Genomic DNA, 15,248 nt, shown 5'->3' on the forward strand with positions numbered 1-15,248 from the left:
CTATTGTAGTACAGAAATCCGGCCTGCCGAAGAAAAAAGCGGCTTTTCAAGCATCGGGACGCGGCGCCGGCGATGGCGCGGCTCCAGGAACTGCAACGAACGGCATGCGACACGCCTCCAGGGCAGCAGCCAGCCGGCCTTCGTAGCCCTCACGGCGCTCGATCTCTGCCATCGCGGCACGCGCGAAGTCATCGAGCGAAGCACCGGGCCGCAACGCCTCCGTGGGCATGGAGGGACGCTCGGGCACCGGCTCCTGGCAAGCCACCGGCACCGGTATTCGGACTTGCAGGACATCGGTGTGCGTCGTGCCGGCGCATCCCGCCAGCGATGCCATGGCCAGCAGCACCATCATGCACGCGCTCCCCATGCTCATGGCTTGCTCCTTTCCTGGAGCCAGGCTTGCACTCGGGCCTGGGCGCTGGCGCACGCGTCGCCAGGCACCGGCATGGGCCGGGCCAGGATGTCATCCGCGCGCCGGTCCCGGGCCTGCGCGCGGGCTGCGGCGGCACGGCGAGCCTCCGCAGCCGCATGCGACCGCTGGTCGGCCTGGGCGCGCAGGGCATCCACGGCGGCAGTGCATGCCTGCGCAGCGCCCTGCGCGCCGGCCAGTTGCCGCCCCCGGGCAGACACCTCCGCCTGCGCCGCAGCTACCGCGTCCCGCTCGCCAAGCCACGCCCAGCCCAGCAAGCCGTTGCCCGCCATGCTCCCCAGCAGCAGCCAGTGCAGCGGGGTCATGACCAGCCCTCCCGCCGTACACGGATCCGCTCACGGACGATATAGGAGCACAGCGCCACCACGGCCACCATCAGCAACGGCTGCAGCCAGTCACCCAGGCTGTCCGCGCTGGCCTTGATGTCGCTGACCGCCCGCGCCGTCTCGGCGATGGCGGCCACCGCCGCAGTGCTGCCTGCGGCGACGCCTGCGCGGTTGATCGTGCTCTCTGCCATGGTGCGCTCGGGCTCGACGGCCCGGGGCATGCCGGCAGGCGCATCGCCCAGGTACAGCGCAGCCTCTGCGGCACGGCGCCGGGTCAACCCGGGCCACGTCTTGCCTCCGGCCTTGTTCCACAGGGCGAATGCCCGCGCAGCAGCTTCGTGGTCGCCACGGTTGTGCGCCCGCAGGACGCTGGAAGCGGCCATGCCCTCGACGCCCACGTTGAACGCGAAAGACACCAGCGCATCGAACTGCGCCTGCGTGGCCCGGCCGCCCGTGGCCCGCGCCACGCCCGCCTCGTACTCGCCCAGCTCCTGGCGCAGGCGGGCATCGGCCTGCTCGCGCGTCATCGTGTCCCCGGCACGCACGCCGCGCGTGAAACCGTAGCCGATGGTCCAGATGCCCACGGGATCGCGGTACGCCTGGGCGCGGAAACCCTCGAACTCCTCGATCAGCGCGATGCCGCGCCCGGAAGTCACCATGGTCATTTGCGTCCTCCCGGCTCCACTGCATGCCCGCGCAGGATCGCAAGCGACTCCTTGATGTCCTGGTTGCTGCGCTGCAGGTCGTCCACCCGGCCCTTGATCTCGCGCAGCGATTCACGGGTGGCGTCGCGGTCCTTCTCGGCCAGCACCTCGACCTGGGCAATGCGTCCGTCCTGCCGCGTCTGGTCCTCGCGGTAGGCACCATAGGCCAGCGTCACGGAGCCCACGAACACCAGGGTCTGGACGATGGTCCCGGTGTTGATGGTGGGGTCGAATCTCATGAGCCTCCCGGCTGTAGTCTTGTTCATTGATGCATCCTCCGAAGTCTGCGGGCGAAAAAAAACCTGCTGGACGCAGGCACCGAGTGGCAGCTGTCGCGGTCATATCGGCCAACCGGCCTCTATGTCGTACCTAGCAGCATCAGCCCTGTTCTGCAGCGCAGCGATGGCCTCGTGGTGCTTGCGTTCTGCAGAGAAACAGGCCTGCACATGCGTGACCATGGCGGCGGCGGCGGTGTGCAGATCGCCCACCGACAGCGTGATCCAGCCACTCTCGGACTTGAAGTCCAAGGACACGAGACCGGCAATTTCCGCGTTCGCAACCAACCCAGTGATGCGGTTCTGGTCCTCTATGGACGTGCCAAGCCGCTTGCCGTCTGCAAGCGTCAAGCCCCCTGCTTCCGCAGCCCGGCGCCGAGCCGTTGCCGCGGCCATCAGCCGCGCCTTGTCGGCTTGGAGGGCCTGCTCGATATCGCCGGCCGACATGGACCGGACTTCATAACCCTGGACCCAGTTGCCATCCTCATCGGCCTCAGGGGCCAGCGGCACGATGAATTCGGTCAGCGGATCATGTAGAGGCTGCTCGCCTTGTCCAACCGTCCGATAGGGGCCATGCCCTTGATAACCGTCGCCGATCACGGCGATGACGCCAGCTGCCTGCTCTTCGGCCACGACGTCCTCCATGGACATGGGCCAGCGCCTGGTCTGTGTATTGATGAACTGCATTTCACACTTTCTGAGTGAGCGTTGTCTGGATAGGTCGGAGGACTCCCGGGGACGATCCCGAAGCCCACCGGGGTATAGAGTGCGAGATGGTCTGCCCCGAAGTGACTGCCGCGTTGTTGCGCCATGCGAGCTTGTCGCAGCGCCACCAGGGCGCGTCACCGTCGAAGTCACCTTCAACGCCATCGGCGTATTTGCCAGCTGAATTGCTGACGGAATGCTGGTGTTGATGCCGGGATCCGAACCTGAGCCGCACTCGGTCAGGTGGGCGTGTTCACCGGAGCGTTGGAAGGGAAAGACCTTTCGCCTCCCCAAAGGATGCGCACAATCGCCCCGGTTCCGGCCGCGTTGTCGCGAATCCAGAAGTCCAGCGTGATCGTGAGTGTCTCGCCAGGAATCACCGCCAGCGCGTTGCGGTACCGCAGATTGCCGCCTGGCTTGGCGTAGGGAAACCCCGCAGCACTCCATTCATTGTGCAAAGTGCCCGCTCCGGCACGATAAAGGCCTTTATCGCTTCCCGTCCCTCCCGGAGAGCCTTGTGTGGAGATCAAGCCTGCTGCGCCATTCGCGCCAATCCCGTAGATGCCGACCCCGCCACCGCGGCCCTGGTATGTTTGTCCGCCGCCACCACCGCCCCCCCCACCACCCTGTCCGTCGGTACCCTTGATGAGTGAGTAGTTGCCCATTCCCTCGTCGCGCTGGTACATGCCGAGCCCGCCAGGGCCGGAGTAACCACCAGCGCCACCGCCCCCGTTGTAGACAGTATTGACGTTGCGGGCATCCCCTCCGTCGCCGCCATGGGCATTGTTGGTTCCCGATGCCCATGTCGTGTTCAGCAGATCGTTGCCGCCACGAGAAACCCGGGTCGCATAGGCCTTGTGGCTGGAGACGCCGAGCATGCACACCTCATACACGCCGGCCGGCACCACCCAGTTGAAGACGGTCTGTGAATTGGACGCCCCCGCGCTCTGGAAGATCACCTCGCCCGGATCCGCGAGCGGCAGTGCGCCGCCCGAAAACATTTGCGGCCGGATCATGCTGCGAATCCCGTCAGTGCAGAGACGTACCAGCCCACGTTGCCCACGAAGCACTTTTCGAAGTAAAGCAGATGGCGCTTGCCGGTGACGATGGTGGGTATCGTGCCGTTGGCCCAGACGGAACCTGCTGGCAGGGTGAAGCCACCTCCGATCATGAAGCTGATCTCCAGGAGCACCGAAGCGCTGTCCGCTGGCACGTTGACGAAAGACAGGGCCACCGTCGAGCCGTTGATGCCCAGGTGGAATCGCATGCCCTTCGACAGATCCATGACGCCATCGGTGAGTTGGGACGGCTCGTTGAGCATGGCCATGCGCCGCCACGGCGATGCGGAGGCATTGCCAGGCAGGCCGGCCATTCCCCGTGCATGGACCAGCCCGTTGGAGCCAATGGCCAGTTGCGCCAGCGTTGCGGCGCCGTCAGGACCGCGAAGCACCAGCAGTTGACCATTGGAAACCCCCACGGGCGCGCCAGCCACCGGCGATCCAAAGCGGTAGAAGCCCGCATTCACCGCAGACGCAAGATCTGCGTTGCCCAGATCGGCGACTGCAGGAATGGGAATCGTGACCACACCCTTAAAACCATTGATGCTGGCCACGGGTCCCCCCGAGATGGTACCTAGCCCCTGCGCCACGGCTGAGGCATCCCGGGCCGCAGCCTGGGCTGCACCGGTAGCGGCACCTCGGGCCTCCTCGGCGGCCTGGCGCGCCGTGCTGGCGTTGTCCGCCTGGATGATTGCAGTGTCGCGCGCCGCCTCGGACGCGGCCCGCGCGGCGGCAGCATTGCCAGCCTGGGCGACCGCCGTGGCAGCGGAGGCCGCCGCTGCTGCCGCGCTCTCGCCCGCGGCCGTCGCGTTCTGGAACATGTTGGCGCCCAGGGCATTCGCCTGCGGAACGAAGGCAGCCTGCGCAGCGACGCTCGCGAACGCCTTGGCCTTGAAAATCCGATGGCGTGTCCGTCGGCTGCGGCGCCGGCGGCATGGCGGTGATGATGGGCGGGGAAACGATGTCGGTCATGTAAGTCCTTCCAGCTCCAGTTCGGAGTCCGAGTAGTCGTAGTAGGAAATCACGATGTCGAAGCTCTTGTAGAAGCCGTACACCGTGGTCGATTCGTATCGGGAAGAGCCGATCCAGAGGCAGGGAGTGGCGCGCACTTCGGCCAGGAAGTCGTTGAAGGCGTCCACCTCAGCGGCATCGAGCAGCAGCGAGAAGCTGGCGCGCCGGGCGAAGGCCCTCTCCACCACCACCACGTCCCCGAAATCCGTTCGCTCCTTGCGGCTGTAGTCCTGGATGCCGACGCGCGCACCGGCCTTCACGCCCAGCGCGAAAGTCCGCACCTGGCCCAGCAGCAGCACGCCCACGGCCAGGGCGGACGTGCCATCGAGATCGATCAGCACGTCCGCCCCGGGAAAGCTCGGCAGGTCCATCAGCACCGACTGGCTGGGAGCCCGGTGTTCTCCGAAATACCACTCCCACCAGTCCGGCGCGGCCGGTACCCACGACAGGTCTTCGGTGCGGTCGTACACCGTGCCGTAGGCCGGATCGACCATGCGCACGCGCAGGCGTATCGCCCCCGTGACGTGGAGGGCCGCCATCGACGTGACGGCCTGCCCGGGCCGCAACCGGTACTGGATGCTGGCGGCCTGCGCAGTCTGCGAACTCACGGACCGGTCGAAGGCCTTCCAGCGGTTCGTCGCTCCCACCTCCACCCAGGCGCCAGAGGGGTCCACCGCAGGGTCCTTGCCCACGTTGCCGTCCTGCGTGCTCTGGTACACCTTGTGCACGGTGGCCTGGACGACGCGCGCGCCCTTGGCATAGGTCGTGCCTGCCGACCAGGGCGGATGGTCGGACTCCGGCACGTTGCTGCCTACCAGCATGGCCGGCGTGACCACCAGGGGCCGCACCACGGTCAATGTCTGCTTGCTCATGCGATTTCCTCCTGTCTCTGCTGCGGCATGCCGTCTCCGTCCCACCGCTCCAGCACCTTCGCCACGCGGGCGTTGAGGCGCGCCGTCTCTCCCGCCTGCTGGCGGCTGTCCTCGCGCAGGGCCTGCATTTCGGCGAGCAGCGCGGAGGCACCGCTTTGCTCACTGCGATCGATGGAGGCCATTAACGCCCGGTTGTCGGCGGCCGGGATGATCCGCTCGCCCTTGTGCACGATGGCGGGGGTGTCGTGCGGGACATAGTTCGTCCCCTGGTCGAAGGCCGGGAAACCCACCGACGCGGCAGCCTTCACCCAGTCCGACACCCAGTAGCCGCTCAGGATCGAGAGGTCGTCCAGCGTTCCCCCTGCCCCCTTGATCGCCTTGAGCAGCCCGACCAGGTCGCCGGTTCCGTCGAACGAGTGGTACAGCGGGGACAGCTTGTCGAGCCGCGCGATCAGCGCCTGGTCGATGACCGGCTCGTATCCGATGCCTGCCGTCCCCAGGTATGTGAGGCGCCGGTACCTGGCCTGTGCGGCCGCGGCACCGCCGTCGCTCGCATGGCCTCCGCTGGTGCCGCCCCACACGGCTCCGCCGCTGCCCGAACCGGAGGCAGGAGCAGGGGAAGCAGAGCCGTCGCCCTCGCCCTTGCCCAGCAGGGAACGCAACTTGTCGATCGCTGCGGCAACGCTCAACGTTGCATCAAAGGTTCCGTTCGCGATGTCGATCTGCCGGCGCCAGTAATCCAGCATTTCCTGCTGCGCCTTGAGTTGCCGGTTGATCGCATCGGTCTGCGCATCGAGGGCTTCGGACTGGCCCTTGAGCGCCGCGAGCTGTTGCTCGGCGACGCTCTTCTGCCCGCCGCTGATGGCCTCCAGTTGGGACAGCGTGCCGGCCAAACCCAGCCGGTCGCGGTCCAGCTCGAACTGCGTGGCGTAGTTGCCCGGCTCCAGGCCGCTGCGCGCCGCACCGATGGCCTCCTGCAGCAATGCCTGGTCAGGCAGATAACCCGTGGAACGGGCCGTCGCCAGCGACTGCTCCACGAAGGCCCATCCACGCGCCGCCTGCATGGTGGCGGTGGTGCCCACCTGCCCATACAACTCGCGGGCATTGCTGCGCACGAGTTCGAATACACCATTGACGAGCGACAGCGACTCCTGCGCCAGTTCGCGCTGGGTGTCGATGGCCTTGCGCCGGGCGTCGATGGACTCCAGTTGCGCATTGAGGCGCTCGCTCTCCAGCGTGGCGGCGTTCTGCAGGCGACCATAGGCGTCCTCGCGATCCTGCTTGCGTTTGGCCTCGGCCTCCGCGGCCGCGGAAGCGGCATCCTCCAGCTCCCAGATACGGTTGACCAGCTTTGCCAGTTCCGGATCGAGCTTCCATAGCGCGTCATATTCCTGCTTGCGGCGCATGTCCAGCGCCTCCCGGTTCTTGCCCTCGGCGACCAGCAGGCGCTGCTCGAGATCCCAGCGCTTGTCCGAGATGGCTTGCTGCTTGCGTGCGACCTCCTCGGAAGACACCGCAACCGCATCGAAGGCCCCCGCGAGCTGCAACAGCACTGCATAGGCCTTCCGTCCTGCCTCGGTATTGAGATCCTGGGCCTCCACCAGCCTGCGGTACTGCTTGCGCGCATCCGACGCATCGATGTCGGGAAGCTGGATTCCCGCAGCCGACAGCTGTTTCTCGATCTGCTTGCGGGCCGCCTCGCGCTGCTCTCCGCTGTCATAGAACTTCTGGTAGTAGGTCGCGGCACTGGACCCCAGCGCCTCCACGCCACCCGCCACCTTCATCAGTGCTGCGAACGCCTCGTCGCTGATGCCCGCGAAACCGACCAGCGTGCTCGACATCGTCTGGAAAACCGATTCGATTTTGCCGATCTGCGCCACGGCAGCCTGGAGCCCCTCCATGTTCACCTCAGCGCCGAGGTCGTTCAGGATCTGGTCTGCCCAGCTCGGCAGGTCCATGTCGAGCAGCACCTGGCGCGTATCCTTCGCCACCGCTGCAAGGTATTGCTTGTACCCCTCCGGCCCATCAGCGAATTCGCGTGCAGCCCATTTGCTCTGCCGGTTGTCCTCCCAGTTCACGAGATTCTTGCCGTCGCGCGAGATGCGCAGCGTGCCCCAGGCACCGTCCTTGGACGAGTCGTCGGCAAAGCCCGTGGCTATCTCGTACTTGCCATTGCGACCGAAGGCCTTGCCGAATCCATCGAGCAGGTCCACCACGCCCTTGGCGACGGACGAAACGGCCTTGTCGGTTTCGGCCGAATACATCATCCCCAGGTTCACCCCGAACGCATGGTCCTCCACGCTGCGCTCGAACCCCTTGTCAGCGCTGTACTGCACGGTGGATCCCTGGTGCAGGGTGCCGCTGTCGTCCAGGCTGCTGATGATCGCCACCAGTGCCCCTATACCCAGAGCGATAGGCCCCAGTGCGCCGATGATCGTGCCGATACCTCCAAGGATATTGCCGGCACCCATAGCGATACCTGCCGCGTCCATCGCACCGAGGAAGCCCGCCTCGCCAAAAAGAGCCGATACCCCTGCGTTCATCCCCATGCCAAACGCGCCACCACCCAGCTGGAGCAAGCCGCCCGCGTTGCCAAGCAATGAAAAGCCTCCGCCGCCACCGCCGCCGTCGCCGGTCAGCGCACTCGCTATTGCCCCTGACACCGGCTTTCACGATCGCGCTGATCACAGGCCTCAACACCAATGTGTTGAACATGTTCTTCAACGCATCCCTCAGGTGCCGGCCGAAGTCCTTCCCGCTCTCCAAGCCCTTGAACAGGGCGTCGGTCAGCGACTGCTGGATCTGATCCGCCGTCTTCGCCCAATCGTCGCGCACGACCTTGGCCACGGCCGCCTCGGTTTCCTTGCGCTGGGCCTTCTCCAGGGTTTCGCGCACCTTCGCCTTGTCCGGATCACTGCTTCGCTCGACCTCGGCCAGCTTCTCCGCATACTTTGCCTCGATCTGGCGCTGCGCGACGATCTTGGCCCGCTCCACCGCCGTCAACGACGCCAGGCTGGCTTCCTGCTCGGCTGCGGCGACGCTGGCTTCGGCCGAACGGAGCATGTCGTCGGCCTGCTTCTGGAGCACGTTGTGCTCCGCGACGCGAGTCTGGTTGATCTTCCGTTCCTGGGCTGCGGCCTGCTCGCGCAGCTTGTCCACGTAGACGGGCTCATAGCTGGAGTCGCTGCCGGATTCCAGTTCCGTGATCTTGGCTTTGATGAGCGAAAGCCGGTATTCCTCGATCTCGACCTTTCCCTTGCCCCACAGCGCATTGGAGGCTTCCAGTTCGGACGCCTGCTGCTCGATCGCCTTGGCGGTTCTGCCTGCCTCGTCGATGAGCGCGGCGTAGGCGCGGCGGGCCTTCTCGAGTTCCTCGTTGCGCTCTTTGCCGGCACTGCCGCCAGCGGTGTCAGCGCTCATGGTGAGTCCGGGTGCTGCCGTATTGCTTCCGGCAGCCATGTTCCGGCCTGCGACCGCGCAGTTGTCGGCCGTTTTGCCGACGCAGCAGCCGCGCTCCGTCCTGGCTACGGCCACCGGCGATGGCCCATGCGGGGAAGAGGACGCCTTGCGCTTCTTTTCCTCGCTGGCTCGGTCGCTGGCCTCGACCGCCTCTCTCTCTGTCCTGGCGTTTTCCGCCCGAGACTCGGCAGCCCGCCTTTCCCTGCGTTGCTGCTCCTGCAGGAGAGCCAGCTGGTCCTGCAAGTCTCTGGTCGCCTTGCCATCCTGGATGCCGATGGACTGGTTGCGCTGCTGCCGCTGCTCGATCTGCGCCTGCACCCCGGCGATCTGCTCGGAAATCGAAGCGGGTCGGCCGATACCCAATATCTGGTCCCAGACACCCTTGGCGGTCGAACCAAGGCCGCGCCATGCGCGCTCCAGGTAGCCCAGGCGGTCGTGCATCGTGTCGGCCACTCCTGCCATGGCCCGCTCGTATGCACCTTGCGCCAGGGCGGCAGCCTCCGACGCTCGACCCTGCTCCTGCAGCGCCTTGATCTGGTCGTACACCGCGGCAGTGAGGTAGTTGTGGCGCTCATTGAGCCTGCGCGAAGCCTCCACCGGCTTTTCGCCCAGCTCGACGTAGGCCTTCACGGTATCCGCCACCGCCACGCCGACGTCGCGCTCCATGCGCAGCGCCGTCTCGGTGAAGCGCTGCAGATCCTCCGCTGCCACCTGCCCCGACTCGCCGAGCAGCGCGATCACTCGCGCGGCCTCGTGCTGGGTACCCACGGTCTGCGAGACGGCACTGGCGGCATCCTGCATTTGCGAAACCGTAAGACCCGCGGCGTTCCCCGACAAGGCGATTGCGCGCGCATAGGCATCCGCTTCCTGCTTCCCTTGCTGGTAGGCCACCGTCAAAACGACTGCCGTGGCAGCGGCCGCAGTGAATGGATTCACCATCGTCGCGACGGCTTCCCCCACGGCCGCCGCTGCCGGAGCGATGCCGCCAAAAGCTTCCGCCAGCTTCACGGCCTGCTCCGAAAGCAACGCGATCGGCTCCTGTCCCGCGATCAGGCCGGCAGCCATGGCGGCCAGTTGCACGGGCAGGACCTGCATGGCCGCCGAAGCCTGGGCCACCGATGCCCCATAGGTTTCCATCGCCGCGCCGCCGCCACGCAGCGCTTGCTCCGATTGAAGCAGGCGTTCAATCATGCGGCGGACTCCGGCCTCCATGCTGGCCAGGGCCCGCAGCGCCTGCTCTGCATCCTGTTGAAGTGTGCCCTGCACTGTGTTGTCGGACATAGCTCCTGCCCATGTAAAAAAAGACCGCGCGGCATGCAGCCGGGCGGCCTGGAAAATGAAAGTCCGCCAGAGGCGGGCCCCGTACGGTGCCGGGTGGCGGCGGACAGCCGCGCATGCGGGCGCAGCAATTCATGCCGCCCCGCCGATGCGCGCCCGCTCCCTCTCCGCCCTCTCGGCGAAGACCGTGAGCGCCTCGGACTCGATCACCTGGATGTCGCGAAAGCGCTCTTCATATGTGTCGGGATCCAGGCCGGCGCGGTCCAGCTCATGGAACAGCACGCCGTAATCCAGTGCGACGGCACCGGCCATGCCCACGCGCCACTGGTTGCAGATGCGCGACCACAGTACATAGACGGGCCAGTTCTCCGGCCACACTTCGGTAGCCGTATCGTCGTAATCGCGGCGCTCCAGCCCCCACGCGGCCAGTTCGGCGTCGCCGGCCTGGGGCTCGTACATGGCGCGCGCGATGCGGGTCAGTTTCCCAGCTTGCCCTCGACGCAGCCTTCGCGATAGGCATCAAAGATCGCCGTGGCGCCTCCGGGAATCTCGTCGGCGAACCGCGTGGCGTTTTCCGCGTTGACCTCCACGTCTTCCAGGTCCCAGGCCTTGACGATCTTCAGGAGGTAGTCGCCGTTCTTTCGCACGGCGTTGCCGAGAATGTCGCTGATCGTGCCGGGGCTGCCGGATGCGGGTATGGCCGCGGCCTCCGCGATCTCATCGACGAGCTGGCCGAATTCGGATTTCGTGCGGTAGAAGAATTCGCAGTGGATCACCCCCGTGGTGCCATCGAGCATCGGGAAGGAAACCTTGCGCTTGAACGATTCGGGACGCTTGCCCAGGACGATTTTTGCCATGATGTTGTGCTTTCGAAAAAAGAAAAAAAGCCCTCGCCGCATACGTTCGGCGGGGCATGAAAAAGGCCCCGCAGGGCCTTGGCGCACCGGCCCTGGATCAGGCCGTATAGCGAACCGGCCGGCCCTGCAGGGAGATGGTGGCGCGCACCTGCATCACCTGGCCCTTGGTCAGGGTGGGGGTCTCGTTGAACGACACATAGCCGTTGTAGAGGATCACCGAGCCGTTGGGCAGCGCGACCTTGACCGCGCGGATCGCGCGCGACTCGCCCGCGGCCTTGAGCGCCTGGTAGCCGGGCAGAGTGGGGTCGTCGCCGATGCCGATCTGGATGGACTGCGCGCCGGTGACCGTGGGCAGCTGGCGCTCGTAGTCCTCCTCGAGGAACGAGAAGTTCGCGAACTGCTGGTCACCGCCGTTGGTGGTGAACTCCAGGATCTGCGGGATCTGGGTCCAGGCCAGGATCTCGCGCAGCGAACCGGCGGACGAGCCCGCCGGGAAGCGGTTCACGTCGGCCGTGTCGGAGCCTGCGATTTCCAGCGCATTCGCTGCGACATTGGCAGCCTTGAAGATCCGCTCGCTGATCTTCTGCCAGCCGGACTTCAGCTCGAAGAACGCGCCGTTGGCCAGCCCGTGCGCCGTGCTGGTGGCCACGCCGGGCGCCGCGTTGGAGATGGCGGTGATGGCCTTGGCGGTGCCGTAGCCGGTTGCGATGGCGACGGTTGCACCGTCGGGAAGGGAGACAGCCATGTTGTGCCTTTCAATGAAAAAAGCCCGCTTGCGCGGGCGGGTGGATGCCCTGTCGGGCGAAGATGGCCGTGAGGCCGGAAAGTGGAGGGACGGCGCGACGGGAGAAACCTGACAGGCTCCGTAGCCGCTCGGGAAATGCCCGGATGTTCACGCCAGGGCCGGGGCTGGCGAGTCGTGCGTGAGGAGGTGCCGCAATGCAGACACCTGGATGCCCGGACGCGTGAGTGCGCCCCGCTTGCGGCCGCAGCGGGCGCATCTCATTGCCTGCATGGCGGACCTTTCGATGCAAAAAAGCCCGCGACAGCAAGCGCTGCGCGGGCTTTTGCATAGCCAAAGAAAAAGCCCGCAGGGCGAACACTGCGGGCTTCGGAAAAATGGACGTGCATCTTCATCAGGATCTACCGCACACCACCCAGACCAGAAGTCTGATAGTTGCGGGCATTCGACAAAGAGGCGTCGGGCGAGAGGATAAGCATCCTCTGCAATCGACTGGTGCAATTCTAATTCAGCTCCTGATGGAGTGCAAGCGGTTTCCGATGGATTGGCGAGCCCGGTGCACGCAGTCATCGATGAAGTTGGCCATGCGGCGCCCCGCCTCGCCATGCGGCACGCGAGACAGGCCCGTGCCGGCGCACGCCTTGCACGCCCTGGATGAAAGCCGTGCCGCACCCGGCATGGACTCGAACTTGCGGCCTTCGCACGCCGAGCACGTCGGCTGAAGCCACCAGTACAGCACTGCGGCGGCCACGGAATGCGGCGCATCGATGCGCCAACGGGTCGCCTGCGCGGCCAGTTGCTCGCGCACTTGCGGCAGCGTCTTCAGGCGGGCGAACACCTGGGCATGCTGGAGTGCGAGGCGTTGATCCGCGTCTTGCGGCGGCTCCTTCGGCGACGAATGAACCATGTCGGCCCGCGGCATGCGCGAATGGTCTGCCCCGTCGTACTCCGAATGCAGCCGCAGCAGCGCCCCTCCGACGCGGGAGCGGCTCCAGCCGGCAGCCACCAGGAGGTCCGCATCCGATCGGGAAGCGCCCTCGCGTACACAAAGACGGAGATTGGAGGAGTTGCCGGCGGTGCTGTAGGCCTCCTGGACGGTGCGGGAATCGTTGTGGTACATGGTCTTCCTTCAGGGGTGAGGGGCGTCGGGCAGACCGGGAGCACCTGTGCAGAGTCTGGCGCGGTGTCTCGATCCATGCCTCCATTTAACATCATGTTTAAACCCAAGTCAAACAATTTGTTTAACAACATTTTGTTTAAACGGTGGACAATGGCGCCATGCATGAAAGCGCCCTACGCCTCTACCAAGCCGCCTCCGAGCTCAAGGACGTCACCGGCCAGTCCGCCGTGGCTCGCCTGCTGGGAGAGTCCCCGCAGAACATCAAGAACTGGGAGATGCGGGGTGTTTCCAAGGCCGGCGCACTGAAAGCGGAAGAACTCATCGGCTGCTCCGCCGCGTGGCTGCTGACCGGCGACAGGCAGCCTGCCCCGGCACACCGCAGGCCAGCCCAGCCCGCAGCGGTGACCACATCGGGCAGCGTGACGGTGCCGCAGCTGGCGAATGCAGCATCCATGGGCGCTGGCAGCGAAATGGCGCACGAGGACGTGATGGTGGGCCGTCTCACACTTTCGCCCACCTGGATCGGCAGGACGCTGCGCGGCCTCAGCACCCCCGAGAACCTGCGCTTCATCCACGCCTATGGGGATTCCATGGAACCCACGTTCCTGGACGGGGATGTACTGCTGGTGGACGCGGGCGTGCGCACGGTGGAGGTGGACGGGGTGTATGTCCTGGGAGCACAGAACCGCCTCTTCATCAAGCGCGTGCGCCAGCGGCTCGACGGTGCCTACGAGATCAGCAGCGACAACCCCACCGTCAAGACGGTGGATGTGCTGGACGGCAAGCACACGGTGGAGATCCTCGGCAAGGTGATATGGATCTGGAACGGACGCAAGATCTGAACGCACCCGTTGTTCGCCATGTTTAACGACCCGCCGGAAAGCCACGACGTTTAAACACCCGGCAAGTCAGCCACGTCTTATTAAACAGAAAGAAACGATCGTGGGCGATAGCAGGCGGGGGCCCGAAGATGCGGGCACCGGCATGGATGTGGTCAAAGGCCCAGCCCGTCGGCAAGGCCGGGGAACCAGCAGCGCAGCGCCCTTTCGAACGGTCAGCGCCGCGTGGGATCGTCGCCCCATGCCGCGCTTCGTCCATCTCGTGTATGTGGTAGGCCGTGCTGGGCTCGAACCAGCGACCAAAGGATTATGCGTGCCACTTCGGCTTTCGCCGCCCGTTTCCGGTTCGTGGCCTGGACTCTGTCTTGCCTTTCGGCCTTCCCGTCGAGTCTCTACACGTTCCCCCCTTGTGGAGGGCTTCGCTCGGCGTTGGCATAGCGCGCAGGACGCGCAGTAGCGTTCACCGAATTTGAGAAGTTCTACTTCAAGGCAGAGTGAACTTACCTTGAGCAACCCATTGGGTGCCGCTCCATTCCCAGGCCGTTGCCTGGGGACAGGAACCTCCCCGTCAAGTCCTCTGCTCTAACCAACTGAGCTAACGGCCCACAGCCAGCGATTGTCGCATACGCAGCCGGGCCACCCCAAAAACCCCTGCATGCGGTTTTGCGGAACGCGCAACCCCCTGGCTTGCTGACCGGCTCCTGGAACCCAGCATATGGGACACGAAAGAGCCTCCGCACGGCCCGTTTCACTCGGACGCCTGGACACAGGTTTTGTAACTGGTCCGCGCCAGCGTATCGGTTACCCTCGAAAGTTACGGTCGAGTTGCTTTTGATGATCCGGCCTGGTCGCCAGAACGTCGTATGCCCCTGTCCGCCTTTTCCCGCCTTCCGCTGGCGCACTACGCGCTTGTCATCGATGACCATCCACTCGTTGCACGTGGCATGGCCGAGTTCCTGCGCCTCCACCCCCGGCTGGAGGAAGCCCGCCATGCCCACGAAACATCCGAGGCCCTGCGCATCATTGCCTCGCACGGCTCGCCCATCCTGGCGCTGGTGGACTTCTGGCTCGCGGAGGGTGCCGCGACGTCTTTCATCGACAACCTTTTCGCGATGTCCCCCGGGACACGCGTGCTGATCGTGAGCGCGGACCACCATCCAGCCATTGTGCTCAAGGCCCGGGCCAGCGGCGCCCACGGATTCATCCACAAGCGGGAACCGCCCGAGACCTTCCACGCCGCCATCAATGCCGTGCTCGATGGCGCCTCCTGGTTCGACTCCGGGGCGACGGCATGCCTTTCCAGCACGGCTACCACCACAGCCATCGGTGCCACGACACCCCGCGAGATCCATCTGTCACCTGCCGATCTCGGCCTGACCCCGCGCCAGGGGCAAATCCTCGCGCTGGTCCTGGAGGGACTGCCCAACAAACCCATCGCGAATGCGCTGCATCTGTCGGAGCACACGGTCAAGGAACACCTCACGGCCATCCTGCAAAAGCTCGGCGCGAGCAACCGGGTGGAACTTATCTCCAGGCTGCGCGGCGTCCGGATGGATGAATCCTGAGCCGCCC

The 15,248-nt window shown here is 65.6% G+C and carries 15 protein-coding genes; 2 read left to right on the forward strand and 13 right to left on the reverse strand.

What is annotated here, in order from left to right:
* Window positions 1-46: 46 nt before the first annotated feature.
* The 13 genes from ACAV_RS17320 to ACAV_RS17380 all read right to left on the reverse strand — a co-directional run bounded on the left by ACAV_RS17320 (window position 47) and on the right by ACAV_RS17380 (window position 12,837).
* Window positions 47-373: a hypothetical protein gene (locus ACAV_RS17320; protein ID WP_013595884.1), complete on the reverse strand. Its 327-nt coding sequence runs from the start codon at window positions 371-373 to the stop codon at window positions 47-49.
* Window positions 370-735, reverse strand: coding sequence for a hypothetical protein (locus ACAV_RS17325; protein ID WP_013595885.1), 366 nt, complete (start codon window positions 733-735; stop codon window positions 370-372). The genes ACAV_RS17320 and ACAV_RS17325 overlap by 4 nt, the downstream gene beginning before the upstream one ends.
* Window positions 732-1,421, reverse strand: a complete 690-nt coding sequence (locus tag ACAV_RS17330) for a lysozyme (protein ID WP_013595886.1) — start codon at window positions 1,419-1,421, stop codon at window positions 732-734. The genes ACAV_RS17325 and ACAV_RS17330 overlap by 4 nt, the downstream gene beginning before the upstream one ends.
* A complete protein-coding gene (locus tag ACAV_RS17335; RefSeq protein ID WP_110088654.1) occupies window positions 1,418-1,699 on the reverse strand; it encodes a hypothetical protein in 282 nt (93 codons plus the stop codon). The genes ACAV_RS17330 and ACAV_RS17335 overlap by 4 nt, the downstream gene beginning before the upstream one ends.
* Window positions 1,700-1,798: 99 nt before the next feature.
* Complete coding sequence (locus tag ACAV_RS24690; protein ID WP_041828809.1) at window positions 1,799-2,422, reverse strand: DUF4376 domain-containing protein; 624 nt, start codon at window positions 2,420-2,422, stop codon at window positions 1,799-1,801.
* A 257-nt stretch (window positions 2,423-2,679) separates the two neighbouring features.
* Window positions 2,680-3,456, reverse strand: a complete 777-nt coding sequence (locus ACAV_RS24990; RefSeq protein ID WP_013595889.1) for a hypothetical protein — start codon at window positions 3,454-3,456, stop codon at window positions 2,680-2,682.
* Window positions 3,453-4,319: a hypothetical protein gene (locus tag ACAV_RS17350; RefSeq protein WP_013595890.1), complete on the reverse strand. Its 867-nt coding sequence runs from the start codon at window positions 4,317-4,319 to the stop codon at window positions 3,453-3,455. Before ACAV_RS17350 ends, ACAV_RS24990 begins: the two co-directional genes overlap by 4 nt.
* Before the next feature lie 147 nt (window positions 4,320-4,466).
* The gene (locus tag ACAV_RS17355) at window positions 4,467-5,381 is read right to left on the reverse strand and encodes a carbohydrate-binding protein (RefSeq protein WP_013595891.1); all 915 of its coding nucleotides are present in this window, start codon (window positions 5,379-5,381) and stop codon (window positions 4,467-4,469) included.
* A gap of 2,319 nt (window positions 5,382-7,700) precedes the next feature.
* Complete coding sequence (locus ACAV_RS23855) at window positions 7,701-10,121, reverse strand: phage tail length tape measure family protein (RefSeq protein ID WP_049791128.1); 2,421 nt, start codon at window positions 10,119-10,121, stop codon at window positions 7,701-7,703.
* 129 nt (window positions 10,122-10,250) lie between these two features.
* Window positions 10,251-10,577: a DUF1799 domain-containing protein gene (locus tag ACAV_RS17365; RefSeq protein ID WP_013595892.1), complete on the reverse strand. Its 327-nt coding sequence runs from the start codon at window positions 10,575-10,577 to the stop codon at window positions 10,251-10,253.
* A gap of 17 nt (window positions 10,578-10,594) precedes the next feature.
* A complete protein-coding gene (locus ACAV_RS17370; RefSeq protein ID WP_013595893.1) occupies window positions 10,595-10,975 on the reverse strand; it encodes a phage tail assembly chaperone in 381 nt (126 codons plus the stop codon).
* Window positions 10,976-11,072: 97 nt separating this feature from the next.
* Window positions 11,073-11,720 (reverse strand): phage tail protein, encoded by a 648-nt coding sequence (locus ACAV_RS17375; protein WP_013595894.1) that lies wholly within the window; start codon window positions 11,718-11,720, stop codon window positions 11,073-11,075.
* A gap of 505 nt (window positions 11,721-12,225) precedes the next feature.
* A complete protein-coding gene (locus ACAV_RS17380) occupies window positions 12,226-12,837 on the reverse strand; it encodes a hypothetical protein (protein ID WP_013595895.1) in 612 nt (203 codons plus the stop codon).
* A gap of 158 nt (window positions 12,838-12,995) precedes the next feature.
* Here ACAV_RS17380 and ACAV_RS17385 point away from each other — a divergent pair, with 158 nt between their 5' ends.
* Window positions 12,996-13,679 (forward strand): S24 family peptidase, encoded by a 684-nt coding sequence (locus ACAV_RS17385; protein ID WP_013595896.1) that lies wholly within the window; start codon window positions 12,996-12,998, stop codon window positions 13,677-13,679.
* Between the two features lie 860 nt (window positions 13,680-14,539).
* Window positions 14,540-15,241 (forward strand): LuxR C-terminal-related transcriptional regulator, encoded by a 702-nt coding sequence (locus ACAV_RS17390; protein WP_013595897.1) that lies wholly within the window; start codon window positions 14,540-14,542, stop codon window positions 15,239-15,241.
* Window positions 15,242-15,248: the final 7 nt, after the last annotated feature.

Source organism: Paracidovorax avenae ATCC 19860, from assembly GCF_000176855.2.
In the GTDB taxonomy this organism is placed as follows: Bacteria; Pseudomonadota; Gammaproteobacteria; order Burkholderiales; family Burkholderiaceae_C; genus Paracidovorax; species Paracidovorax avenae.

Bases quoted from the DNA above. Each gene is read 5' to 3' on its own strand.
- ACAV_RS17370 (WP_013595893.1), bottom strand. From the start codon at position 10,975: ATGGCAAAAATCGTCCTGGGCAAGCGTCCCGAATCGTTCAAGCGCAAG.
- ACAV_RS17375 (WP_013595894.1), bottom strand. From the start codon at position 11,720: ATGGCTGTCTCCCTTCCCGACGGTGCAACCGTCGCCATCGCAACCGGC.
- ACAV_RS24690 (WP_041828809.1), bottom strand. From the start codon at position 2,422: ATGCAGTTCATCAATACACAGACCAGGCGCTGGCCCATGTCCATGGAG.
- ACAV_RS17380 (WP_013595895.1), bottom strand. From the start codon at position 12,837: ATGTACCACAACGATTCCCGCACCGTCCAGGAGGCCTACAGCACCGCC.
- ACAV_RS17390 (WP_013595897.1), top strand. From the start codon at position 14,540: ATGCCCCTGTCCGCCTTTTCCCGCCTTCCGCTGGCGCACTACGCGCTT.
- ACAV_RS17320 (WP_013595884.1), bottom strand. From the start codon at position 373: ATGAGCATGGGGAGCGCGTGCATGATGGTGCTGCTGGCCATGGCATCG.
- ACAV_RS17365 (WP_013595892.1), bottom strand. From the start codon at position 10,577: ATGTACGAGCCCCAGGCCGGCGACGCCGAACTGGCCGCGTGGGGGCTG.
- ACAV_RS17330 (WP_013595886.1), bottom strand. From the start codon at position 1,421: ATGACCATGGTGACTTCCGGGCGCGGCATCGCGCTGATCGAGGAGTTC.
- ACAV_RS23855 (WP_049791128.1), bottom strand. From the start codon at position 10,121: ATGTCCGACAACACAGTGCAGGGCACACTTCAACAGGATGCAGAGCAG.
- ACAV_RS24990 (WP_013595889.1), bottom strand. From the start codon at position 3,456: ATGATCCGGCCGCAAATGTTTTCGGGCGGCGCACTGCCGCTCGCGGAT.
- ACAV_RS17350 (WP_013595890.1), bottom strand. From the start codon at position 4,319: ATGTTCCAGAACGCGACGGCCGCGGGCGAGAGCGCGGCAGCAGCGGCG.
- ACAV_RS17325 (WP_013595885.1), bottom strand. From the start codon at position 735: ATGACCCCGCTGCACTGGCTGCTGCTGGGGAGCATGGCGGGCAACGGC.
- ACAV_RS17335 (WP_110088654.1), bottom strand. From the start codon at position 1,699: ATGAGATTCGACCCCACCATCAACACCGGGACCATCGTCCAGACCCTG.
- ACAV_RS17385 (WP_013595896.1), top strand. From the start codon at position 12,996: ATGCATGAAAGCGCCCTACGCCTCTACCAAGCCGCCTCCGAGCTCAAG.
- ACAV_RS17355 (WP_013595891.1), bottom strand. From the start codon at position 5,381: ATGAGCAAGCAGACATTGACCGTGGTGCGGCCCCTGGTGGTCACGCCG.